The organism is Streptomyces sp. NPDC014676 (genome assembly GCF_043084105.1).
Lineage (GTDB): Bacteria > Actinomycetota > Actinomycetes > Streptomycetales > Streptomycetaceae > Streptomyces.
In genome coordinates this window covers 202226-224515 of record NZ_JBIBZI010000003.1, presented here as the reverse complement: position 1 = coordinate 224515, position 22290 = coordinate 202226, and the positions used below count along the sequence as shown (strand labels likewise).

Sequence of the window (22290 nt, the reverse complement as noted above, 5' to 3'; positions counted from 1 at the left end):
CCGGTACGGGGCCGACCGGGGGAAGGGAGCACGCACCATGACCGATCACCCGCCGCTCGGCGTCGTCATCGCCACCCGAGACCGCTGCGAGCGGCTCGCCGTCACCCTCCGGCAGTTGTGCTCCCTGCCCGAGCGGCCCGAGATCCTCGTCGTCGACAACGCCTCCACCGACGGCACCCGTGCCGTGATCGCCCGGGACTTCCCCGAGGTGCGGGTGCTGGCACTGCCCGTCAACCACGGGGCGCTCGCCCGTAATCACGGGGCCCGCGTCCTCGACACCCCGTACGTGGCGTTCAGCGACGACGACTCCTGGTGGGCGCCCGGCGCCCTCGGCCGGGCGGCCGGGCTGTTCGACGCCCACCCCCGGCTCGGCCTGATCGCCGCCCGTACCCTCGTCGGCCCGGCCGCCGACCCCGACCCGCTCAACGACGTCCTCGCCGGCTCCCCCCTCGGCCCGGCCACCGACCTCCCCGGCACCCAGGTGCTCGGCTTCCTCGCCTGCGGTGCCGTCGTCCGCCGGTACGCCTATCTCGACGCGGGCGGTTTCCACCGGCTGCTGTTCTTCGGCGGCGAGGAGACCCTGCTCGCCTACGACCTGGCCGCACGCGGCTGGGGCGTCACCCACTGCCCCGACGTCGTCGCCCACCACCACCCCGCCCCCGTGGACCGCCCCCGCCGCCCGGCGCTCCAGCGCCGCAACGCGGTCCTGACCGCCTGGCTGCGCCGCCCCGTCCCGTACGCCCTCGCCCGCACCGGGGCCCTCGCGGCCGAGGCGCGCGGCGACGACCAGGCCCGGCGCGCCCTGCGGGAGGCCCTCGCCCGCCTGCCGGCGGCCCTGCGCGAGCGCAGGCCGCTGCCCCCGCACGTGGAACGGGCCGCCCGGCTGCTGGAACCGGAGAGGACGGCCGCATGACCGACCCCCGTACGACCGTCGTCGTCATCACCCACAACCGGCGCCCCGAACTGCTGCGCACCCTCGCCGAACTCGCCGCCCTCCCCGAGGAACCGCCGGTGACCGTCACCGACAACGGCTCCACCGACGGCACCGCGGACGCCGTCGCCCGCCGCCACCCGGACGTCCGCCTGCTGCGCCCCGGCCGCAACCTCGGCGCCGTCGGCCGCAATCTCGCCGTACGGGACGTCCGTACGCCGTACGTCGCCTTCTGCGACGACGACTCCTGGTGGTCGCCCGGCTCCCTCGCCGGCGCCGCCGACCTGCTCGACCGGCACCCCGCGCTCGGCTCGGTCACGGCGCGGATCATCGTCGAACCGGACGGCACCGACGACCCGATCGTCCGCGAACTGCGCGAATCGCCCGTCCCCGGCCCGCCCTGGCTGCCCGGCCCGGCCCTCGGCTCCTTCCTGGCCGCCGCGACCGTCCTGCGCACCGGCGCCTTCCGCGCCGCGGGCGGCTTCCACCCGCGCCTCTGGCTCGGCGGCGAGGAGGAACTGCTGGCCGCCGACCTGGCGGCCGACGGCTGGTGGCTCACCTACGCCGATCACCTGACGGTCCACCACCAGGCGTCGGCCGTGCGGGACGCCACCCTGCGCCGGACGCACGGCCTCCGCAACACCCTGTGGTTCACCTGGCTGCGCCGCCCGGCCCGTTCCGCCCTGCGCCGCACCCTGCACCTGGCCCGCACCGTCCCCCGCGACACCGCCTCCCTGCGCGCCTTCGCCGAGGCCGCCGCCGCCCTGCCCTGGGTCCTGCGTGAACGCCGGGTCCTGCCGGACGAGGTCGAGTCCCGCCTGCGCCTCCTGGAACCCGCCCAACGCGCCTCCACGGCCCGCCGCTACACCGGCTGAGCCCGCGGCCGCGCAGGCCCTCGCCCTCCCGCGGTTCCTCGTCGGCGGCCGTGCCGGCGTCCTGGCCGGAGACCCCGGAGACCCCGGAGACCTCGGCGGGCCCGCCTAACCGCCTAACCGGCGCCGGCACGCGGCGCCAGCACCTCCACCAGCCGGTCCGCCCCGTCCGGCACCCGGCCCTCGCGGAACGCGTCGCGCACCTGCCGGGCGGCCACCCGGCCCGAGGTCAGACACCAGTACCACCACCGGTCCAGCCGGCGCGCGTCCACCTGCTCGGCGGCGAGCAGCGCGGGCCAGCCGCAGGCCCGGGCCTGCGCGGTCACTTTCGCACCGTCCGCCACCGGGTCCACCGCCAGTACCGGCGTGCCGACCCGCAGCGCCAGCACCAGCCCGTGCAGCCGGTCGGTGACGACGAGGTCGAGCCGGGCCAGCACCGACTGCACCTGTGCCGGAGTCGCGCTCAGATGCCAGTCACGGGTGTCCAGCCGGGTCTCCAGCTCCAGCCGGGCACAGTCCTTCCCGGCCAGCCAGCCCGTCACCCGCTCCGCGACCTGCCCGTGCCGCCGCTGCTCCCCGTACTCCCGCTGCCCGTGGGTGAGGACCACCCCGACCACGGGCCGCGCGGGCAGCGCCGGGGCGCGGGCCGCCAGGTCCTCGGACGGCTCGCTGCCGGGGGCGTCCCGCGCCAGCACGCGGTGGAAGCCGGTCACGGCCGCGTCGCCCGGGTCGATCACCGACGTCCCCACGGCGATCCGCACGCAGTGCGCGAAGCGCCGGTGCAGCTCCTCGACCTGCGGTCCGTGCAGCGGCCCGCACACGAACACCAGGTGCGAGTAGTCGCCGGGCCGTACGTCGTCGAAGTGCGGCGCCTCCGGCAGGAAACCGGGGCTCCACACGACGTCGTACGCCATCCCGGCGCCCCGCAGCACCTCCTCCACACGGCGCAGCGCCAGCACGTCCCCGGCGGTCGCCTCCCCGTCGCGGAAGCTGAACCACCCGGTCAGCAGGACCCTGCGCGGCCCCGAACGCTCTCGTCCGTACACAGTGCGCACCGAGTGCCCCGCTCCGGCGGGAGGCAATCAGCACCGCACGCCGACGGCCATCGAGGACAGGATCCGACCTCGATGGCCGCTAGCGTGCGGGCATGACGACGACGAAGCAGACGCTCGGCACACGGGCGCTGAACCGGGCCACCCTCGCACGGCAACTGCTGCTGCGCCGCTCACCGATGTCCGCCGAGGACGCGGTCGGGCACCTCGTCGGTCTCCAGGCGCAGAACGTCAAACCGCCCTACTACGCGCTCGCCGCCCGCCTCGACGGCTTCACACCCGAGGCGCTGTCCCGGCCGATGGCCGGCCGCGCGGTCGCCCGCATCGTCACCCTGCGCTCGACCATCCACACCCACACCGCCCGCGACTGCCTCACCCTGCGGCCCCTGGTGCAGCCCGCCCGCGACCGCGAGCTGACCCAGTTCCGCAAGGGGCTCACGGGCGTCGACCTGGACCGGCTCGCCGCCCTCGCCCGGGAACTCGTCGAGGCGGAACCGCGCACCATGAAGCAGCTGCGCGAGGCCCTGCTGAAGGAGTGGCCCGACGCCGACCCGCAGTCCCTCTCCGTCGCCGCCCGCTGCACACTCCCCCTGGTGCAGATCACCCCGCGCGGACTGTGGGGCCGCAGCGGCCAGGTCACGCTCACCACCGCCGAGCACTGGCTGGGCGAGCCCGCCGAGCCGATGCCGGCACCGGACGCCACCGTGCTGCGCTACCTCGCCGCCTTCGGCCCGGCCTCCGTGAAGGACATGCAGACCTGGGCCGGACTGACCAGGCTGCGCGAGGCCTTCGAACGCCTCCGCCCGGACCTCGTCACCTTCCGCGACGAAACCGGCACCGAGCTCTTCGACCTCCCGGACGCGCCCCGCCCCGGCCCGGACACCCCCGCCCCGCCCCGCTTCCTGCCCGAGTTCGACAACCTGCTCCTCTCCCACGCCGACCGCACCCGCGTCGTACCGCCCGAGTACCGGGGCCGCCACTGGCAGGGCAACACCGCCCACCGCACCCTCCTCGTCGACGGGTTCCTGGCGGGGCTGTGGCGGCTGGACGAACACGCCCTCGTCGTCGAGCCGTTCGGCCGGCTCGGCGGGCGGCAGTGGGACGAGGTCGTCGCGGAGGGGGAGCGGATGCTCCGCGTGATGCACCCGGGGACGGCGTACGACATCCGCCTCGGGACCGTACGGGGGTGAACGCGGGCATGGAGAGGGGGCGTTGCGGGCTGCTCGTGGAAGCTCGCAACGCCCCCTGGTCTGTCACCCGAGGGGTACTCAGGAATTCACGGGGGTGTCCGTCACCCGTTGACCTGTGCCGTCACGTCCGCGGAGAACGTGGTCAGCCGGGTGTAGACGCCCGGGTAGCCGGCCGCCGCGCAGCCGTCGCCCCAGGAGGTGATCCCCGCCAGCCGGCCGCCGATCAGCAGCGGTCCGCCGCTGTCGCCCTGGCAGGTGTCCACCCCGCCGGAGGAGTAGCCGGCGCACACCATGTCGCTCTGCACGTACCGGCTGCCGTAGGAGCCGCGGCAGCTCGTGTCGGAGACGGTCGGCACGGTCGCGGTGCGCAGCTGGTTGGAGGAGCTGCCGCCGGCGGAGGTGGTGCCCCAGCCGATGATGCGGGCGGTCGTGCCGGCCGCGTACACCGAGGTGTCGGAGGAGGACACGTAGGACGCCGTGCTGTACGGCATCGACGTCGACAGGGTCAGCACGGCCACGTCGTCGCCCCGGGTGACGCTCCGGTAGCTGGGGTGGATCCATATCCGGCTGACTCTGGCGACCGTGCCGTTGGTGCCGTTGAGGTAGGTGCGCCCGCCGACCACGCGCACGCTGCTCGTGGTCTCGCCGACCATGCAGTGCGCGGCCGTGACCACCTTGGTGGGCGAGACGAGCGTGCCGCCGCAGAACTGGTTCTGCGAGGCGTCGGTGATCTGCATCATGAACGGGTACGCGGACGTCGTGGTCGTCGTACCGCCGACGATCGGCTGCGGGGCGGCGACGGCGGAGGGGGCGGCGATCAGCGCCGTCGCGGCGGCGGCAGCGGTGGCCGCACAGACGGCGGCGGCCTTCTTGGCACGGGTGAGCCCGGACATGGGTCTCCTCACGGGTTGCCGGTGGGGGGTCGCGCGGGGTGGGGGTCGAGCACGGGGGTCTCGGGACAGGCCCCCGTGTGCCCGGCGGGCGGCACGCCGTTACGCTACGGTCCGGAGCGCGATCGTCCCAATGAGGGAACCCCCTAGGGGAGTTGGGGCAGGGAAAACCCTCGGTCGCCCCGGTGGCGATCCGGCGGTCCACTCGCCTCGGTGGTGATCCGGTGGTCCGTCCGCCCCGGTGGTGATCCGGTGGCGCCTCGGTGGTGTCCCGCGGCGCTACGTGGTGCGACGGCCCGCCGCCAGGCGGACGATGTCGACCCGTGAGCGGATCCCCAGCTTGCGGTAGACCCGGGTGAGGGTCGCCTCGACGGTCTTGACGCTGATGAACAGCCGCCCGGCGATCTCCCGGTTGGTGGCGCCCTCCATCACCAGCGCGGCGACCTGCCGTTCCATCGCGGCCAGCCCGTCCAGGGCGCCCGGCGCGGCGGCGGGCACGGTCTCCGGCTCCGTGGGGCCGGCGGCCACCGCCCGCTCCACCTGGCGCAGCCACGGCAGCGCGCGGCAGCGCCGGAACAGCCGGGCGGCCTCGTCGTACGCCGCCGGCGCCGGGCCCCGCCCGCGCAGCCGGGCCAGCGCGAAGGCGGCCCGCGCCTCCTCCAGGCCGTACCCCAGCTTGGCGAGCCGCTCCTGCGCCGACGCCAACTGTGCGTACGCCGCCTGGTGTTCACCGCGTGCCGCGCGCACCAGCGCCTCGGCGCGGTCGAGCACCGCGAGGACGCTCGCGCGGTTCAGGCGCAGCGCGTGCACCCGGGTGACGTCGATGAGTTCCTGCGCCTCGCCGGGCTCGCCGATGCGTACCAGCGCCTCGGCGAGGTCGCCCTGCCAGCGGCCCCGCGCCGGGTCGCTGACGCCCATGCCCTGCTCCAGCTCCCGCACCCGGCGCAGCGAACGGACCGCGGCCTGCGCGTCCCCCGCCACCAACTGGGCGTACCCGAGGGCGGCCAGGGCGAGGGAGAGGTACAACTGGTCGCCGTCCACCTCGGCGTGGTCCGCCGCCTCGCGGGCCAGTGTCAGCGCCCGTTCCACGTCCCCGCCCGATGTCTCCGCGAGGGCGGCGAGCATGGCCGAGGCGCTCTCGCCGATCCCGGAGTCCCGGGCCAGCCGCAGGCTCTCGCGGGCCAGGTCCAGGGCCCGGCCGCAGTGTCCGAAGCGCAGTTCGGTGTCGGCGAGCAGCCGCGAGAAGTGCACCTCGCTCTCCACCATGCCGCGCCGCCGCGCCTCCCGCAGCAGCGCCGTGATGGCCGTACGGGCCTGCGGGAGCTGGTCGCTCATCAGCAGCCAGCGGAACCTCGCCATCGCGGCGCCGTTGTGGTGGCAGGCCACGTCGGGGTCCTGGGGCTCCTGGAGCGCCCGCTGGATGGTCGCGGGGGCGTCGGGGTGGCCCATCAGGGTCTCGGTGGACGACTGGAAGGCCAGCGCCATCAGCTCGGTGCGCCGGTCGCCGCCCCGCGCGGCCAGCTCCGCGGCGTGCGCGGCCTCCTGGCGGGACTTGGCGAAGTCGCCGTCGACCACCACCTCCCGCCAGGCGAGCTGGTAGTGGACCAGGGCCAGCAGCCGGGGGTCGTCGCCGGCGTCGGCCAGCACCTGCGGGAAGACGGCGTCGACCTCGCCGAGCGCCTGCCCGGCCGCCTCGATGACCACCATCCACGCCCGCACCCGCTCGGCCGGCACCGTCGCCCGGGTCAGCACCTCGCGCGCTATGTCCCGGGCCAGGTCGACCTCGCCGGCGGTGATCGCGTCCTCGGCGGCCTGGAGCCGCCGCTCGTCGGGGCCGGGATCGCCGTCGGCCGGGGTGTGCCGGGCGGCGAGCAGCCCGAGCGAGGCGGCGACCGAGGGTGCCCCGCGGTCCCGGGACAGCGCGGCGGCCTCGGCGAGCCGGGCCGCCACCTGAGGGTCGGGGCCGGTGGCGGCCAGCGCCAGGTGCCGGGCCCGCTCGATGGGGTCGGAGGCCGCCGTGGACAGCGCCGTGTGCACGGCCCGTCGTTCCCGCGCCGGGGCCTCCGCGTACAGGGCGGCCGAGATCAGCGGATGCGCGAACCGCAGCGCCGGCTCCTCGGAGTCCGTCGCCAGCAGCCCGAGGGCGGCGGCCTGTGCCGTCTCCGCCTCGGCGTTCTCCCGGCCGGCCGCGCGCAGCAGCGCCAGGGTGGGGCGGGCGCCCGCGCTGGCCACCAGCAGGGTGCGGCGCGCCTCGTCCGACAGCATCTCCAGGCGGCTCAGCACCAGGGCCCGCAGCGAGGTCGGCACCGGCAGCGGCTCGCCCGGTCTGGGCCGGGTGGGGCTCTCGGCGAGGGCGCGGCCCAGTTCGAGGGCGAACAGCGGGTTGCCGCCGCTGGTGCGGTGGATGTCCCGGGCGGTGGAGCGGGACAGGGCGGTGTAGCCGCGGTGGTCGAGGAGCGCGGACACCTGGGTCCGGGAGAACGGGCCCAGCCGCACCGCGAGCGTGTCAGGCGGGCAGGCGCGCAGATGGCGGTCGTACTCCTCGCCGTCCGTGCGCACCGCGCACAGCATCCGCACCGGGCTGTCGCCGAGCCGCCGGGCGGCGAAGCCGAGGAGCTCGGCACTGGCGGAATCCAGCCACTGGAGGTCGTCGGCGACGATGAGGACCGGCCCCTCGGCGGCCAGCGCCCGCAGCATGGACAGCACCGCGAGACGCAGCGCGAGGCCGTCCCGCTGGAGGGTGGACTCGCCGCGCCCGGTGAGCGCCGACTCCAGGGCGGTGCGCTGGGCGGCGGGCAGCCGGACGGACACCTTGTCGAGGACCAGACCGAACAGATCGGCCAGCGCCAGGAACGGAAGATGGGATTCGGACTCCGTGGCGGAGCAGCGCAACACCGTCCCCGCCGCACCGGCGTTTTCCGCCGCGAGTGCCCGCAGCACGGTCGATTTTCCTATTCCCGCGGGCCCGTGCAGCAGCACGCTGCCCCCACGGGCGAGCTGCTCCCGCGCCTGCGAGTACAGCTCCTCCCGGCCTATGACCAGGTCGGGGCGGCTTCTGCCAGGCTCCTTGAAGTCCCGTCGCACGGTCACCGCTCCCCTCCGTGTGGCGTGTCCTGGCCAATATTAGGCAACAGGCTCCTTAATTCCGGGCGGACCGTGTAGTGAGGCAAATTACAGCGGACCGGGCGACGGTGAAATCCACCGTCGTACCGCTGGTAATACCCGTCTCGGGAAAACACCGCAAACCTACGGCAACCACCCCGTCCGGCGGGCCGCGACCACGGCCTGCCCCCGGGTGCGCACCCCCAGCTTCCGCATCGCTGACCGCAGATACGCCTTGACGGTCTCGGCCGTCACCCCCAGCCGCTCCGCAGCCACGCCATTGGTCGCCCCCGCCGCCACACAGGCGAGCACGTCCACCTCCCGGGGCGCGAGCCGCACCGCCGCGGCCGGCGCGGTGTCCGCGGTGAGCAGGGCGCACGCCCGGAGCAGCTCGGCCCGCAGCACGGGGTCCGCGATGCGCGGCGCCAGCGCCCGCAGCGCCGCGTGCGCCTCCCGCACCTGCTCCCGGGCCGCCCCGGCCACCCCGGCCGCCGGATCGGCCATCCCTGGACCGGCCGCCGCCACCAGCGCCGCCGCCTCCTCCCGCACCACCAGCGCCTGCTCCACGTCCCGCGCCGCCTGGACCGCCGCGCCGAGCGTGCGGTCGCCCAGGGGGTGCGCCGCGCGCAGGGCGCCGTAGAGCACGGCCCGCACCCGTCGCCGTACGACCACCGGTACGGCGACGACGGCGCGCAGGCCCTCGGCGGCGACCGGGACGTCGTACTCGTGGCTGATCCGCCGCGAGACGGAGTAGTCCGTCACCGCGCACGGCCGGGCGAGCGCCACCGCCTTGCCGCCCAGACCGTTGCCCGAGGTCACCGCGAGCGCGCTCAGCGCGGGCGTCGCGGTGCCGCTCAGCTCGCTGATGCGCACCTGCCGCCGGCCGGGCTCCACCAGTCCGCCGAAGGCGACCGGCAGCCCGGTCGCGCGCCGCAGCCGGGCCAGCGCCCCGCGGATCTCCACCGCGTCGCCCGCCCTCATCGGGTCAGCTGTCACCTGTTCGCCCCTTCACCACGGCCTCCGCGCGGCGCACACCCCCGTTCGGGGGTAGTGAGACACGCATCACGGATTACACGATGGGGAAGAGCCGCCCGGCAATGGTCCGGCACGGTCCGGTACGAGGAGGAGCAGATGACGACGGCGACGGAGGCGTTCCGCAGGGCCCGGGACTTCCTGCTGGAACACCGCGAGGACTACGCCACCGCCCACCGGGACTTCGCCTGGCCCCGGCCCGACCGGTTCAACTGGGCGCTCGACTGGTTCGACGTGATCGCGGACGGCAACGACCGCACCGCCCTGCACCTCGTCGAGGAGGACGGCGACGAGACCCGGCTGTCCTTCGCCGCCCTGGCCCGCCGCTCCGACCAGGTCGCCACCTGGCTGCGGCAGCGGGGCGTGCGCGCCGAGGACCGCGTGCTGGTCATGCTCGGCAACCAGGCCGAGCTGTGGGAGACCGCCCTCGCCGCGATGAAACTGCGCGCCGTGGTCATCCCGGCCACCCCGCTGCTCGGCCCCGCCGACCTGCGCGACCGCGTCGAGCGGGGCCGCGTCCGCCATGTGATCGCGCGCGCCGCCGACACCGCGAAGTTCGACGAGGTGCCCGGCGACTACACCCGGATCGCCGTGGGGGAGGGGCCGGGCGGGAACTGGCAGCCGTACACGGACGCCTACGGCGCCGCCGAGCACTTCGCGCCCGACGGACCCACCCTCGCCGACGACCCCCTGATGCTGTACTTCACCTCCGGGACCACCGCCCGCCCCAAGCTGGTCGAGCACACCCACACCTCGTACCCGATCGGCCACCTGGCGACCATGTACTGGATCGGCCTGCGCCCCGGCGACGTGCACCTCAACATCTCCTCGCCCGGCTGGGCCAAGCACGCCTGGTCCAACCTGTTCGCCCCGTGGAACGCCGAGGCGACCGTCTTCCTGCACAACTACACCCGCTTCGACGCGCCCCGCCTGATGGCCGAGATGGACAAGGCCGGCGTCACCACCTTCTGCGCCCCGCCGACCGTGTGGCGCATGCTCATCCAGGCCGACCTGGGCCTGCTGCGCACCCCGCCCCGCGAGGTCGTCGCCGCCGGCGAGCCGCTCAACCCCGAGGTCATCGAGCAGGTCCGGCGCGCCTGGAACGTCACCATCCGGGACGGCTTCGGCCAGACCGAGACCGCCGTCCAGGTCTCCAACAGCCCCGGCCAGGTCCTCAAGACCGGCTCCATGGGCCGCCCCAGCCCCGGCTACCGCGTCGAACTCCTCGACCCGGTCTCCGGCGCGCCCGGCGCCGCCGAGGGCGAGATCGCCCTGGACCTCTCCGACCGCCCGGTGGGCCTGATGACCGGCTACCACGGCGACCCGGACCGCACGGCCGAGGCGATGGCCGGCGGCTACTACCGGACGGGCGACATCGGCTCCCGCGACGAGGACGGATACATCACCTACGTCGGCCGCGCGGACGACGTCTTCAAGGCGAGCGACTACAAGATCAGCCCCTTCGAGCTGGAGAGCGCCCTGCTGGAGCACGAGGCGGTCGCCGAGGCGGCCGTCGTGCCCGCCCCGGACGAACTGCGGCTGGCCGTCCCCAAGGCGTACATCGTGCTCGCGGAGGGCTGGCAGCCCGGCCCGGACACCGCGAAGGTGCTCTTCGAGCACTCCCGCGAGACGCTCGCCCCCTACAAGCGGATCCGCCGCCTGGAGTTCGGCGAGCTGCCCAAGACCGTCTCCGGCAAGATCCGCCGCATCGAGCTGCGCGAGGCCACGGCCGCCGGCTCCACCGACGAGTACCGCGAGGAGGACTTCCGGTGACCGCGCTCTCCTACACGCACGGAACCAGCGGGACCCCGCTGCTCGGCGACACCATCGGCGCCAACCTCGGCCGGGCCGTCGCCGCGTGGCCCGACCGCGAGGCCCTCGTCGACGTACCGTCCGGACGGCGCTGGACCTACGCCGAGTTCGGCGCCGCCGTCGACGAGGTGGCGCGCGGACTGCTGGCGAAGGGCGTCGAGAAGGGCGACCGGGTCGGCATCTGGGCGGTCAACTGCCCCGAGTGGGTCCTGGTGCAGTACGCCACCGCCCGCATCGGCGTCATCATGGTGAACATCAACCCGGCCTACCGGGCGCACGAGCTGGAGTACGTGCTCAAGCAGTCCGGCATCTCGCTGCTGGTCTCCTCGCTCGCCCACAAGGGCAGCGACTACCGGGCACTGGTGGACCAGGTGCGGGGAGCCTGCCCCGAGCTGCGGGAGACCGTCCACATCGGCGACCCGTCCTGGGACGCGCTGGCCGCGGGCGCGTCCGCCGTCCCCGCCGAGCGACTCGACGAGATCGCCGCCGGGCTGAGCTGCGACGACCCGGTCAACATCCAGTACACCTCGGGCACCACGGGCTTCCCGAAGGGCGCCACGCTCTCCCATCACAACATCCTCAACAACGGCTACTGGGTGGGCCGCACCGTCGGCTACACCGAACAGGACCGCGTCTGCCTGCCGGTGCCGTTCTACCACTGCTTCGGCATGGTCATGGGCAACCTGGGCGCCACCTCCCACGGCGCCTGCATCGTCATCCCGGCCCCCTCCTTCGAGCCGGAGGCCACCCTGGAGGCCGTCCAGCGGGAGCGCTGCACCTCGCTCTACGGCGTCCCCACCATGTTCATCGCCGAACTGAACCTGCCCGGCTTCGCGTCGTACGACCTCACCTCGCTGCGCACCGGCATCATGGCGGGCTCGCCGTGCCCGGTGGAGGTGATGAAGCGGGTGGTCGCCGAGATGCACATGGAGGAGGTCTCCATCTGCTACGGCATGACCGAGACGTCTCCCGTGTCGCTCCAGACCCGCATGGACGACGACCTGGAGCACCGCACCGGCACCGTCGGCCGGGTGCTGCCGCACATCGAGGTCAAGGTCGTCGACCCGGCCACCGGGGTGACGCAACCGCGTGGCAGCGCGGGGGAGTTGTGCACCCGCGGCTACAGCGTGATGCTCGGCTACTGGAACGAGCCCGAGAAGACCGCCGAGGCCGTCGACGCGGGCCGCTGGATGCACACCGGGGACCTCGCGGTGATGCGCGAGGACGGCTACGTGGAGATCGTCGGCCGCATCAAGGACATGATCATCCGGGGCGGGGAGAACATCTACCCGCGCGAGGTCGAGGAGTTCCTCTACGCCCACCCGAAGATCGCGGACGTCCAGGTCGTCGGGGTCGCGCACGAGCGGTACGGCGAGGAGGTGCTCGCCTGTGTCATCCCGCGCGATCCGGCCGACCCGCTCACCCTGGAGGAACTGCGCGCCTTCTGCGCGGACCGCCTCGCCCACTACAAGATCCCGAGCCGGCTCCGGCTCCTCGACGCCTTCCCGATGACGGTGTCCGGGAAGGTGCGCAAGGTGGAACTGCGGGAGCGGTACGCGGCCGGCGACTAGGCGAGGGTCCGCCGGAAGACCTGCCGTGAGCCGCCCTCCGGACCCGGAGCGGCGGCCTCGGCGGGGGTGAAGCCGAGCCGCTCGCGGAAGACACGGGCGTCGCCGGCGACGGCGCCGGGGTGGCCGGCCCCGAAGGTGACCACCCCGATGTCACCCGGCCCGCGCACCCGCCGGCGCACCGTCTCCGCCATCGGCGCGCCGCCGACGCCTGTTCCCCGGGCCCGGCGCGAGACGGTCCTTCAGGACCGGGTCAAGTCGACGCCCCGTCGGCGTCCAGCGCCTCGGCGGGGCCGTTCACCGGCCGCGGGGCGCCGGCGGGGCCGAGCAGGAACAGCGGGACGTCCAGCGTGTCGGCGCGGGCCCGCGCCTCCTCGGTGTACCCGGCGACGGTGAAGTACCGGCAGACGGCGGACTCGGTCATCGCCGTCAGCCACAGGCACTCCACGTCCCGCGGGGTCACCGGACGCGCCGACGGGCCGACCTGGGCGAGGACGCCGCGGCCCGCCAGTTCGACACCGGAGGGGGAGTGCCGGCCGGTGCGGCGGACGTCCTCGTGGCCGAGCCGGCGCAGATGCAGCACGGCGGCCGTGACCGCGTCGCGCGCGGTGCGGATCGGCACGGTGGGGACGGCGGGCCGCCGCGACCCTCCGCCGGCCTGCGCGTCCGCCCGCTCGCCCACGACCGGGATGCGCAGCACCGTCCCGCAGGGGCAGCCCAGTTCCGGCTGTGGCCACTCACCGCGCGTGCCGCAGCTGTCGCACCGGACGGTGACCCACTCCTCGCGCCACGAGCGGTGCCCGACGGCGGCCGGCACGCGGTCGGGGTCCAGCGGCGCGGCGACGGGCGCACCACAGGCGCAGGGGTACGCCGGTGCCGTGTAGCGGTGCGAGCGCCGACAGGCGGGGCAGCGCACCGGAAGGCTCTCGGACATGGGTCCACTCCCGGAGTTCTCGAAGCCGGTCCATCGTCCTCCTCCCGCCCGCGGATGTCCGGCAGTTGCGGCTCTCTTGACGGCCTCGGGCGACGGCTCTTAGATTCATTCCAGATAGCAGAAATGACTTTCCGTAATGCGGAATCCAGAAGCTCACCGCGGGGCGCGACGGGCGTGCGAATCCGAGAAGCCGAAGCAGGAGTACTCCATGGCTCGAATGACGGCTGCCCGCGCGGCGGTCGAGATCCTCAAGCGCGAGGGCGTCGACGTCGCGTTCGGTGTCCCCGGCGCCGCGATCAACCCGTTCTACGCGGCGCTCAAGGCGTCCGGCGGCATCGGCCACACCCTCGCCCGCCACGTCGAGGGCGCCTCCCACATGGCCGAGGGCTACACCCGTACGCACCCCGGCAACATCGGCGTGTGCGTCGGCACATCGGGACCGGCCGGCACCGACATGATCACCGGTCTGTACTCGGCGTCCGGCGACTCCATCCCGATCCTCTGCATCACCGGCCAGGCGCCGACCGCGGTGATCCACAAGGAGGACTTCCAGGCCGTCGACATCGCGTCCATCGCCCGGCCGGTCACCAAGATGGCGGTGACCGTGCTGGAGGCGGCGCAGGTTCCCGGCGTGTTCCAGCAGGCCTTCCACTTGATGCGCTCCGGCCGCCCAGGGCCCGTGCTGGTCGACCTGCCGATCGACGTGCAGACGACGGAGATCGAGTTCGATCCCGACACGTACGAGCCGCTGCCCGTCTACAGGCCCGCCGCGACCCGCGCGCAGATCGAGAAGGCGCTCGGCATGCTCAACGCCGCCGAGCGGCCGCTGATCGTCGCGGGCGGCGGGGTCGTCAACGCCGACGCGGCGGGCCTGCTGGTGCGGTTCGCGGAGCTGACCGGCACGCCGGTCGTGCCGACTCTGATGGGCTGGGGCGTCATCCCCGACGACCACGAACTCAACGCCGGCATGGTCGGCCTGCAGACCTCGCACCGCTACGGCAACGCCACCTTCCTGGAGTCCGACTTCGTCCTCGGCATCGGCAACCGCTGGGCCAACCGCCACACCGGACGGCTCGACGTCTACACGGCCGGGCGGACGTTCGTCCACGTCGACGTCGAACCCACCCAGATCGGCAGGATCTTCGCTCCCGACTACGGCATCGCCTCCGACGCGCGCGCCGCGCTGGAGCTGTTCGTCGAGGCGGCGGAGGAGCTGAAGGCCGAGGGCCGGCTGCCCGACCGCTCCGCCTGGGCCGCCTCCACACAGGAGAAGCGCGCCACCCTCCAGCGCCGTACGCACTTCGACGACGTCCCGATCAAACCGCAGCGCGTCTACGAGGAGATGAACAAGGCCTTCGGCCCCGAGACCCGGTACGTCTCCACCATCGGCCTCTCGCAGATCGCCGGCGCGCAGCTGCTGCACGTCCACCGGCCCCGGCACTGGATCAACTGCGGCCAGGCGGGCCCGCTCGGCTGGACCGTCCCCGCCGCGCTCGGCGTGGCGAAGGCCGACCCCGAGGCGCAGGTCGTCGCCCTCTCCGGCGACTACGACTTCCAGTTCATGATCGAGGAACTGGCGGTCGGGGCGCAGCACAGGATCCCGTACGTCCACGTCCTGCTCAACAACGCCTACCTGGGCCTGATCCGGCAGGCGCAGCGGGCGTTCGACATCGACTTCCAGGTCAACCTGGAGTTCGAGAACGTCAACTCCCCGGAGCTGGGCGTCTACGGCGTCGACCACGTCAAGGTCGCCGAGGGCCTGGGGTGCAGGGCGATCCGCGTCACGGACCCGAACGGCCTGGGCCCGGCCTTCGAGCAGGCGAAGAAGCTCGCGGCGGAACACCGCGTCCCGGTGATCGTGGAGGCGATCCTGGAACGCGTCACCAACATCTCGATGTCGACCACCAACGACATCAGCGACGTGGTCGAGTTCGAACCCCTCGCCACGGAAGCGGCCCACGCCCCGACGGCGGTCAGGCCGTTGCGGGTCTGACCGACGCGCGGCCGGGACGGACGGCCACCGGGCGTTCCGTCCCGGCCGCCATGCCGACGGGCCGCACGGCGTCTCAGTACCCCCCGCCCCCGCCGCACCCCCCTCCGCCTCCGCAGCCGCCCCCGCCTCCGCAGCCGCCTCCGCCGCCGCAGTAGAGCTGGCCGGTGTGGCCGCCGCCGGAGGCGGGGGACCAGCCGCGTAGTGCGCGTCTGCGGCGGAGGCGGACCCGTCCGGTGAGGCCCGCGCGCGAGGCGAAGCGGGGGACGACGACGCGGAGGGCCGCCTCGCCGTGCAGGGCGACGGCCAGCAGCTTCGCCTCGTCGGACAGGCCGGCCCGGCTCGCCGGCACGGGATACGCGGTGCGCAGCACGTGCACGTGGCGGCGGCCCGCCCGCGTCGTCCCCAGCGCCGGCGGACTCACCATGCCCATGTCCGCCAGCCCGGTCTTCAGCGTGGCCACCGCCCACTGCACGTCCGGGTCGCGCGGCAACTCCCGTACGTCACGCGGCTGGTTCAGCCGTCGGTACACCGCGCTCTCCAGATACGGGACGCGCAGCTCCGCCGGGATGTCGACCTCCGGCGCGAGGACCTCCTCCGGCGTCGGCAACGGCGGCAGCGCCCTGCCCGCCTCGCTGTCGACCGCCACCACCGTGCCCCGTGCGCCCGCCTCGACGGCGCCGCGCAGGTGCAGGGCGACGACGGCCACCGTGACGGCGGCGCGTGGCCCCCAGGCCAGCAGGGCGATCTCGTGCGGCGTCGCCCGGACGTGTGCGATGTCGGCCATGACAGGACACCCCCTCGGACAGGGGGCCCGCCGCCCCCGTGCCGGCGGGCCCCGTGTGCGGGGATGGTTCCCGCGCGCGGGGCCCGCCGAAGCCTCGGGAGGCCGTGTTCAGAGGTTCATTTGAGGGTGCCGTAGCCCGCCTACGGCCGTTGCCGTACCGGCCGCGCTCACGGCTCGTGGTGTTCGGACAGTCCCGGCCAGTCGTCCGGGCCGCCGCCCTGCCACTCGATGAAGTCCGCGTCCTCGACGTCGGTGACGTACAGGTCGGCCAGGCGCAGGATCTCGCCCACGTCGTCGGTGTGCGTGGCGACGCCCAGGGTCCCGTCGTCGGAGGTGACCCGCCGGGAGCCGTCCAGGGCGGGCGCGTGGACCACGATGTGCGGATGCTCCGTCGGATGTGCCATGTCCCCAGGCTGCTGCGGACCGCGCGGATCCGCACGCCGGGAGGGAGGTGGGTTCGGGGCCGCGGCGGCGGCCGCGGGGCGTCTCCCCTCAGGTCGTAGGAGACGGGCCGCGGCGTTGGCCACCGTACTGGCTCGCGCGTCGCCGTGGCGCCCTCGCCCCGCCCGCGCCGCCGCCGTGCCGTACGGCCACCCCTCATCCGGGCCGTACGGCGCCGCGGTGCGGGCCGTGGGTTCCGGGCGGCGCCGCCGCCTTGGGCGCGACGGGACTGATGTCGACGCCGGCGCCGCCCGGGGTTCGGAAGAACAGGGGGATCAGACCCGCGCGCCCGACAGCCGTTCCACGGCCCGCAGCAGCGCGGAGTGGTCGAGCCCGCCGTCGCCCTGGGCGCGCAGGCTCGCCACCAGCTGGGCGACCACCGCGCCGACGGGCAGTGCGGCGCCCACGTTCCGGGCGGCGTCGGTGACGATGCCCATGTCCTTGTGGTGCAGGTCGATGCGGAAGCCCGGCCGGAAGTCCCGGTTCAGGAAGTTGTCCTTCTTGCGGGTCAGCACGGTCGAGCCGGCCAGTCCGCCGTTCAGGACGTCGAGCGCCGCCGTCAGGTCCACGCCGGACTTCTCCAGGAAGACCACGGCCTCGGCGCACGCCTGGATGTTGACGGCGACGATGAGCTGGTTGGCGGCCTTCACGGTCTGCCCGGCGCCGTGCGGACCGCACAGCACGATCGTCCTTCCGAGCGTCTCGAAGACCGGCTTCGCCTCCTCGAAGTCGGCCCGCTCGCCGCCGACCATGATGGACAGCACCGCCTCGATCGCGCCCGCCTCACCGCCCGACACGGGGGCGTCCAGCACCCGGATGCCCTTGTCCTTCGCGGCGGCGGCCAGGTCGACCGACGTCCGCGGGGTGATCGAGGACATGTCGATCAGCAGGGCGCCGGGCCGGGCGTTCCCCAGGATGCCGTCGGGGCCGTACGCGACGGCCTCGACCTGCGGAGACGCGGGAACCATCGTGATGATCACGTCGGCGTCCCGCACCGCCTCGGCGACGGAGGAGGCGGCGGTGCCGCCGGCGGCGGCCAGCCGGTCCAGCTTCGCCTGCTCCAGGGTGTGGCCGGTGACGTCGTAGCCCGCCTTGATCAGGTTCTCGGACATGGGGGAGCCCATGATGCCGAGACCGATCCAGGCGACCTTGGGAAGGGTGCTCATGCGAGGGTGCCTCTCCGTGCGAGGGGGTGTGGTCAGCGGGGCAGCCGGCCGAAGGCCTCCGCGCTCGGACGCTCGCCGGGCTTGTACTCCAGGCCGGTCCAGCCGTCGTAACCGGCCTTGCGCAGCCGGTCCAGCAGCTCCTCCAGCGGGAGCGAACCGGTGCCGGGGGCGCCGCGGCCGGGGCTGTCGGCGATCTGCACGTGACCGGTCTTCCCGGCGTACCGGTCGATCACCGCCGGCAGGTCCTCGCCGTTCGTCGCCAGGTGGTACAGGTCCATCAGGAAGCGGGCGTTGCCCAGTCCCGTGGCCGCGTTGACCTTGTCGACGACCTCCACGGCGGCCGGGGCCGACACCAGCGGGTACAGCGGCGACTCGGGCTTGTTCAGCGCCTCGACCAGCAGGACCGCGCCGATCCGGTCGGCGGCCCGGGCCGCCAGGACGAGGTTCTCCAGGGCGAGCGCGTCCTGCTCGGCCGGGTCCACGCCGTCGACCCGGTTGCCGTACAGCGCGTTCAGGGCCGTACAGCCCAGGGACCCGGCGAAATCGGCGGCCACGTCGACGTTGGCGCGGAACCGCTCCGACTCCTCGCCGGGCACGGACAGCGCGCCCCGGTCGGGGCCGGGCAACCGCCCGGCGTAGAAGTTCAGACCCGTGAGCCGTACGCCCGCGTCCTGGACCGCCTTCCGCAGCGCGTCCAGCTCGGACCGCTCGGGGACGGGGGAGTCGGGCCAGGGCCACCACAGCTCGACCGCGGTGAAGCCGGCCGCGGCGGCGGCCGCCGGGCGCTCCAGGAGCGGGAGTTCCGTGAAGAGGATCGACAGGTTGACGGTGAAGCGATGGTCTGCGAGGCCCATCGGATGCACCCTTCCTCGATTCCGTATTGCGGAATTCGTCTTCTGTTTAATGGAAGCCTGTCGTCGGTTCGCCGGGCTTGTCAAGAGGGCCGGACCGCCGGGAATCAGCCGCGCGGGGGCCCGGCACCGGCAGGGCTCCGGCCGTACGGGCGTGCCGGACGGCCTCCTCCGGCGACAGGCGGGTACCGCACGTGTACGCCTCCGTGAAGGCGGACGCGCCCAGGACGGTGCGGGCAGTGGCGGTGACCCGGTCGACGTCGGTGCGTTCGGCGGGCGGCAGCGGCGCCCCGGCCCGGCCGCGGGCGGCGGCGGCCGCGCCCAGCAGGACGGCCGCACCGGACGCCCCCGGAACCGTGCGGGACAAGGCCGCCGCGCCCGCGAGGCCCTCCAGCGACAGTGCCAGGGCGCGGGGCTCGGCGAGCGCGCGGGCGATCTCCAGCCCCTTCCCGTGGTGCGCCGCCGCGGCGTGGGCGTCTCCCCGCAGTTCGGCGACGAAGCCCAGCTCGGCCTGGAGGAGGTGGTCGCCCGCCCGGGACGACACATCGGCGTAGCCGTCGCGGATGCGCAGCAGATGCGACTCGGCCCCGTCGAGGTCGCCGGAGCGGCGCGCGCCCAGGGCTAGGCCCATCTCGGAGTGGATCTCCCCGTACTTGTAGCCCTGCTCGACGGCGATCCGGCGCGCCTGCTCGTGCAGATCGCGGGCGCGCTCCCAGGCGCCGGCGAGCAGCGACAGGCGGCCGAGCCCCGACAGCCGGGCGGACACCTCGGCCTCCAGCCCCAACTCCCTTGCCATCCCGAGTCCCTCGTGTTGAAGGCGCTCGGCCTCCACGTAGGCGCCCTTGATCTCGGCGAGCGCGGCGAGCGGGGAGACGGTCTGCAACTCGCCCCATCGGTCGCCCAGTTCGCGGAAGATCCGGGCACCGCGCAGACCGTCGCGACCGAGTCCGGCGAGGTCGCCGCGGACCAGTGCCAGCGTCGCGCGCAGCCCGAGTGCGGCGGCGGTGCCCCACTCGTCCCGCGCGTCGGTGAAAAGGGTGAGGGCATGGTCGTTCAGCTCCTCGGCCTCGCCCACGTCACCCGCGCTGAACAGGCCGTACGCGCACAGCCACAGCGCACGGGCCCGGCGCACCGGGTCGGAGACAGCCCTGCCGGCGGCGGCGAGTCGGCCGCTCGCACCGCAGCCGCCCGCCGGTACCGTGCCGCCGGCCGCCGTATGGTCTCCGGTCAGCAGGGCGAACGCGGTGTGCAGCAGGCCGAGTTCGGCGTGCACGGGGGCTCCAGGAGGTGCCGCCGGTACCGAACCCAGGCTGCGGCGGGCCTCGGTGAGCCGGCCGCGCAGCAGCCACCACCAGGCCAGGGCGGTGGCCAGCCGGGCCGCCTCCTCGGGATCGCCCGCCTCCGCGCGGCGCACCGCCTCGTCCAGCGCCGCCCGGAGGTTGCCCGCTTCGGCGTCCAGCCGGGCCAGCCACGACCGCTGCCCGGCACCGCGCAATCGCGGCTCGGCCCGCTCGGCCAGCTCCCGGTAATGGCGCAGATGCCGGTCCCGTACGGCGGTGAGGTCCTCCATCTCGTGCAGCCGCTCGGTGGCGTACGCCGCGACGGACTCCAGCAGCCGGTAGCGGGGCCCGGTCGGGTCGTCCACCACGACCACCAGGGACCGGTCGACCAGCCGGGTGACGAGATCCGGTACCTCCTCCCGGCCGACGCCGTCTCCCGCGCAGACCGCCTCGGCGGCCTCCAGATCGCAGCCGTCGCGGTGCGCGGCCAGGCGGCGCAGCACGATGCGCTCAGGCGCGCTGAGCAGCTCCCAGCTCCAGTCGATCATCGCCCGCAGCGTCTGCTGGCGCGCCGGGGCGCCGCGCCGCCCGAACGTCAGCACCCGGAAGCGGTCGTGCAGCCGCGCCGCCAACTCCCTTACACCCAGGGCCCGTACGCGGGTTGCGGCGAGTTCCAGGGCGAGCGGGACGCCGTCGAGGCGGCGGCAGATCTCGGCGACGGCCCGCCGGTCGGGCTCGTCCGGGGCGTCGGGGTCGCGCGGGAAGCCGGGGGCCGCGGCGGCCGCCCGCTCCATGAACAGCCGCACGGCGTCGTCGGGCGACAGCGGCTCCACGAGGAACACCGCCTCGCCCGGCAGCCCGAGCGGTTCCTGCCCGGTGGCCAGGACCCGCAGGCCGGGGGCGGTGCGCAGGAGCAGCTCGGCGAGTTCGGCGGCGGCGTCGACCACGTGCTCGCAGTTGTCCAGGACGAGCAGGGTGCGGCGGTCCCGCAGCACGGCGGCGAGGCGGTGCGGCAGTGACGGGACGGCGGTGCCGGTGCCCGGCAGCGGAGCGGGGGCGTCGTCCCGGACACCCAGGGTGGCGGCGACGACCTGGGCCAGGTCGGCTGGGGTGCCGGCGCGGATGCCGGAGAACTCCACGAGCCATACGGCGTCCGCCGGCCGACCCGACCGGGCGGTGCCGTCCCGCTCGGCGGTGGCCGCCGCCACGGCCAGCCGGGTCTTGCCGACGCCGCCGGGGCCGGTGAGCGTCACCAGCCGTGACTCCGCGAGCAGCAGGGAGAGGCGGACGAGGGCGTCGCGTCGGCCGATGAGGGGGGTGAGGGGGACAGGAAGGTTGGAGGGGGCGGCGGGACCGGGAGCATGCGCGGTGCCCGAGACCGCGGCACCCGCGACCGCGGAGCCCGTGGTGCCGGGCGCCCGGGCGGTGCCGGCGGCTTTCGTGGTGCGTGCGGCTTCCGGACACGTCGGGGCACCCGAACCCCCGGTCGCGTCCGTGCCGCCCCCCGCTCCCGCGCCCAGCCGCGGGTCCTGGCGGAGTACCGCGCCGTGCAGGGCGGCGAGTTCGGGGCTCGGGTCGACGCCCAGCTCGTCGGCGAGGCGGGTGCGCAGGTCGTCGTAGGAGGCGAGGGCCTCGCTCTGGCGGCCCGCCGCGTACAGGGCCCGCATCTGGAGCGCCCGCAGCCGCTCCCGCAGCGGGTGCCGGGCCACCAGGTCGGCGAGTTCACCGGCGAGGAGAGCGTGCCCGCCCGCCTCCAGACGGGCCTGTGCCTGTGCCTCCAGCACCGACAGCCGCTGCTCCGCGAGTCTCTGCGCGGGCCCCCGTACGAACGGCTCGTCGGCGAAGTCGGCGTACGCCGGCCCCCGCCACAGCTCCAGCGCCTCGGTGAGCAGCGCCGCCCGGGTGCGGGGATCCCCGACGGTGTGAGCCTCGGCCACCAGGGCGCCGAACCGCGCGGCGTCCACCTCGTCGCCCCCGTCGAGCCGCAGCCGGTAGCCCGGCGGCTGCCGCACCACCCGTTCCCGGCCGAGGACCCGGCGCAGTTGGGAGACCTTGGCCTGGAGGGCGCCCGAAGGGCGGCCGGGAGGCGCGTCGCCCCACAGGTCGCCGATGAGCCGGTCGGCGGAGACCGGCGCCCCGTCGTGCGCGAGCAGGTCCGCGAGCAGCGCCCGGACCTTGGCCTCGGGAACCTTGACCTCCCGCCCCTCCCCGTCCCACACCACCAGTGGCCCGAGCACCCCAAACCGCATGGGCGTCACCGTACCCGCCCGGCGACCGGCCCCGGACACCACGACGGCCCGTCCGGACCGGGGGCGACCGGCCCGAAGGTTTTCCGATGGTTCCCCGAAGCGCCCGGACGCAGAGTCGTCCCGTGGGCGGTACCACGCACCGG

The 22290-nt window shown here is 74.7% G+C and carries 16 protein-coding genes and 1 pseudogene; 6 read left to right on the top strand and 11 right to left on the bottom strand.

Going from position 1 to position 22290, the window contains the following annotated elements:
• Window positions 1-37 precede the first annotated feature (37 nt).
• Window positions 38-913 carry a glycosyltransferase family 2 protein gene (locus tag ACF1DX_RS09785; protein ID WP_391790659.1) on the top strand — a complete coding sequence of 292 codons (876 nt, stop codon included), beginning with the start codon at window positions 38-40 and terminating at the stop codon, window positions 911-913.
• On the top strand, window positions 910-1806 hold the full coding sequence (locus tag ACF1DX_RS09780; protein WP_391790658.1) for a glycosyltransferase family 2 protein: 897 nt from the start codon (window positions 910-912) through the stop codon (window positions 1804-1806). The genes ACF1DX_RS09785 and ACF1DX_RS09780 overlap by 4 nt, the downstream gene beginning before the upstream one ends.
• Before the next feature lie 113 nt (window positions 1807-1919).
• On the opposite strand, the gene ACF1DX_RS09775 is transcribed toward ACF1DX_RS09780, so the two are convergent.
• Window positions 1920-2849 (bottom strand): polysaccharide pyruvyl transferase family protein, encoded by a 930-nt coding sequence (locus tag ACF1DX_RS09775; RefSeq protein WP_391791177.1) that lies wholly within the window; start codon window positions 2847-2849, stop codon window positions 1920-1922.
• A 101-nt stretch (window positions 2850-2950) separates the two neighbouring features.
• On the opposite strand from ACF1DX_RS09775, the gene ACF1DX_RS09770 reads away from it, so the two are divergent.
• Complete coding sequence (locus ACF1DX_RS09770) at window positions 2951-4045, top strand: winged helix DNA-binding domain-containing protein (RefSeq protein ID WP_391790657.1); 1095 nt, start codon at window positions 2951-2953, stop codon at window positions 4043-4045.
• Window positions 4046-4146: 101 nt separating this feature from the next.
• Here the strand turns inward: ACF1DX_RS09770 and ACF1DX_RS09765 are convergent, their stop codons facing one another.
• From ACF1DX_RS09765 to ACF1DX_RS09755, 3 genes are all read right to left on the bottom strand, one after another.
• Complete coding sequence (locus tag ACF1DX_RS09765) at window positions 4147-4938, bottom strand: S1 family peptidase (RefSeq protein ID WP_391790656.1); 792 nt, start codon at window positions 4936-4938, stop codon at window positions 4147-4149.
• 276 nt (window positions 4939-5214) lie between these two features.
• Complete coding sequence (locus tag ACF1DX_RS09760) at window positions 5215-8025, bottom strand: AAA family ATPase (RefSeq protein ID WP_391790655.1); 2811 nt, start codon at window positions 8023-8025, stop codon at window positions 5215-5217.
• Window positions 8026-8181: 156 nt separating this feature from the next.
• Complete coding sequence (locus ACF1DX_RS09755) at window positions 8182-9018, bottom strand: response regulator transcription factor (protein WP_391791176.1); 837 nt, start codon at window positions 9016-9018, stop codon at window positions 8182-8184.
• A gap of 150 nt (window positions 9019-9168) precedes the next feature.
• Between ACF1DX_RS09755 and ACF1DX_RS09750 the strand changes: the two genes are divergently transcribed.
• Window positions 9169-10842, top strand: a complete 1674-nt coding sequence (locus ACF1DX_RS09750) for an AMP-binding protein (protein WP_391790654.1) — start codon at window positions 9169-9171, stop codon at window positions 10840-10842.
• Window positions 10839-12452: an AMP-binding protein gene (locus ACF1DX_RS09745; protein WP_391790653.1), complete on the top strand. Its 1614-nt coding sequence runs from the start codon at window positions 10839-10841 to the stop codon at window positions 12450-12452. Before ACF1DX_RS09750 ends, ACF1DX_RS09745 begins: the two co-directional genes overlap by 4 nt.
• Here the strand turns inward: ACF1DX_RS09745 and ACF1DX_RS09740 are convergent.
• Together ACF1DX_RS09740 and ACF1DX_RS09735 are read right to left on the bottom strand one after the other, a co-directional pair.
• Window positions 12449-12685 (bottom strand): annotated as a pseudogene (locus ACF1DX_RS09740) (N-acetyltransferase); the annotation flags it as partial. The gene ACF1DX_RS09745 and the pseudogene ACF1DX_RS09740 sit on opposite strands and share 4 nt — an antisense overlap.
• Window positions 12686-12702: 17 nt before the next feature.
• Window positions 12703-13383 carry a hypothetical protein gene (locus ACF1DX_RS09735; protein WP_391790652.1) on the bottom strand — a complete coding sequence of 227 codons (681 nt, stop codon included), beginning with the start codon at window positions 13381-13383 and terminating at the stop codon, window positions 12703-12705.
• A gap of 208 nt (window positions 13384-13591) precedes the next feature.
• Here ACF1DX_RS09735 and gcl point away from each other — a divergent pair, with 208 nt between their 5' ends.
• A complete protein-coding gene (gene gcl / locus ACF1DX_RS09730; protein ID WP_391790651.1) occupies window positions 13592-15376 on the top strand; it encodes a glyoxylate carboligase in 1785 nt (594 codons plus the stop codon).
• A gap of 73 nt (window positions 15377-15449) precedes the next feature.
• Here gcl and ACF1DX_RS09725 read toward each other — a convergent pair whose 3' ends face one another.
• The 5 genes from ACF1DX_RS09725 to ACF1DX_RS09705 all read right to left on the bottom strand — a co-directional run bounded on the left by ACF1DX_RS09725 (window position 15450) and on the right by ACF1DX_RS09705 (window position 22147).
• Window positions 15450-16160: a TIGR04222 domain-containing membrane protein gene (locus tag ACF1DX_RS09725; RefSeq protein WP_391790650.1), complete on the bottom strand. Its 711-nt coding sequence runs from the start codon at window positions 16158-16160 to the stop codon at window positions 15450-15452.
• Window positions 16161-16327: 167 nt separating this feature from the next.
• On the bottom strand, window positions 16328-16564 hold the full coding sequence (locus tag ACF1DX_RS09720) for a hypothetical protein (RefSeq protein ID WP_364030604.1): 237 nt from the start codon (window positions 16562-16564) through the stop codon (window positions 16328-16330).
• A gap of 312 nt (window positions 16565-16876) precedes the next feature.
• Window positions 16877-17767, bottom strand: coding sequence for a 2-hydroxy-3-oxopropionate reductase (locus ACF1DX_RS09715; RefSeq protein WP_391790649.1), 891 nt, complete (start codon window positions 17765-17767; stop codon window positions 16877-16879).
• Window positions 17768-17799: 32 nt separating this feature from the next.
• Window positions 17800-18621, bottom strand: a complete 822-nt coding sequence (locus ACF1DX_RS09710) for a TIM barrel protein (RefSeq protein ID WP_391790648.1) — start codon at window positions 18619-18621, stop codon at window positions 17800-17802.
• A gap of 46 nt (window positions 18622-18667) precedes the next feature.
• The gene (locus ACF1DX_RS09705) at window positions 18668-22147 is read right to left on the bottom strand and encodes a BTAD domain-containing putative transcriptional regulator (protein WP_391790647.1); all 3480 of its coding nucleotides are present in this window, start codon (window positions 22145-22147) and stop codon (window positions 18668-18670) included.
• Window positions 22148-22290 lie beyond the last annotated feature (143 nt).

Bases quoted from the DNA above. Each gene is read 5' to 3' on its own strand.
- ACF1DX_RS09785 (WP_391790659.1), top strand. From the start codon at position 38: ATGACCGATCACCCGCCGCTCGGCGTCGTCATCGCCACCCGAGACCGC.
- ACF1DX_RS09780 (WP_391790658.1), top strand. From the start codon at position 910: ATGACCGACCCCCGTACGACCGTCGTCGTCATCACCCACAACCGGCGC.
- ACF1DX_RS09770 (WP_391790657.1), top strand. From the start codon at position 2,951: ATGACGACGACGAAGCAGACGCTCGGCACACGGGCGCTGAACCGGGCC.
- ACF1DX_RS09765 (WP_391790656.1), bottom strand. From the start codon at position 4,938: ATGTCCGGGCTCACCCGTGCCAAGAAGGCCGCCGCCGTCTGTGCGGCC.
- ACF1DX_RS09755 (WP_391791176.1), bottom strand. From the start codon at position 9,018: ATGAGGGCGGGCGACGCGGTGGAGATCCGCGGGGCGCTGGCCCGGCTG.
- ACF1DX_RS09750 (WP_391790654.1), top strand. From the start codon at position 9,169: ATGACGACGGCGACGGAGGCGTTCCGCAGGGCCCGGGACTTCCTGCTG.
- ACF1DX_RS09735 (WP_391790652.1), bottom strand. From the start codon at position 13,383: ATGTCCGAGAGCCTTCCGGTGCGCTGCCCCGCCTGTCGGCGCTCGCAC.
- gcl (WP_391790651.1), top strand. From the start codon at position 13,592: ATGGCTCGAATGACGGCTGCCCGCGCGGCGGTCGAGATCCTCAAGCGC.
- ACF1DX_RS09725 (WP_391790650.1), bottom strand. From the start codon at position 16,160: ATGGCCGACATCGCACACGTCCGGGCGACGCCGCACGAGATCGCCCTG.
- ACF1DX_RS09720 (WP_364030604.1), bottom strand. From the start codon at position 16,564: ATGGCACATCCGACGGAGCATCCGCACATCGTGGTCCACGCGCCCGCC.
- ACF1DX_RS09715 (WP_391790649.1), bottom strand. From the start codon at position 17,767: ATGAGCACCCTTCCCAAGGTCGCCTGGATCGGTCTCGGCATCATGGGC.
- ACF1DX_RS09710 (WP_391790648.1), bottom strand. From the start codon at position 18,621: ATGGGCCTCGCAGACCATCGCTTCACCGTCAACCTGTCGATCCTCTTC.
- ACF1DX_RS09705 (WP_391790647.1), bottom strand. From the start codon at position 22,147: ATGCGGTTTGGGGTGCTCGGGCCACTGGTGGTGTGGGACGGGGAGGGG.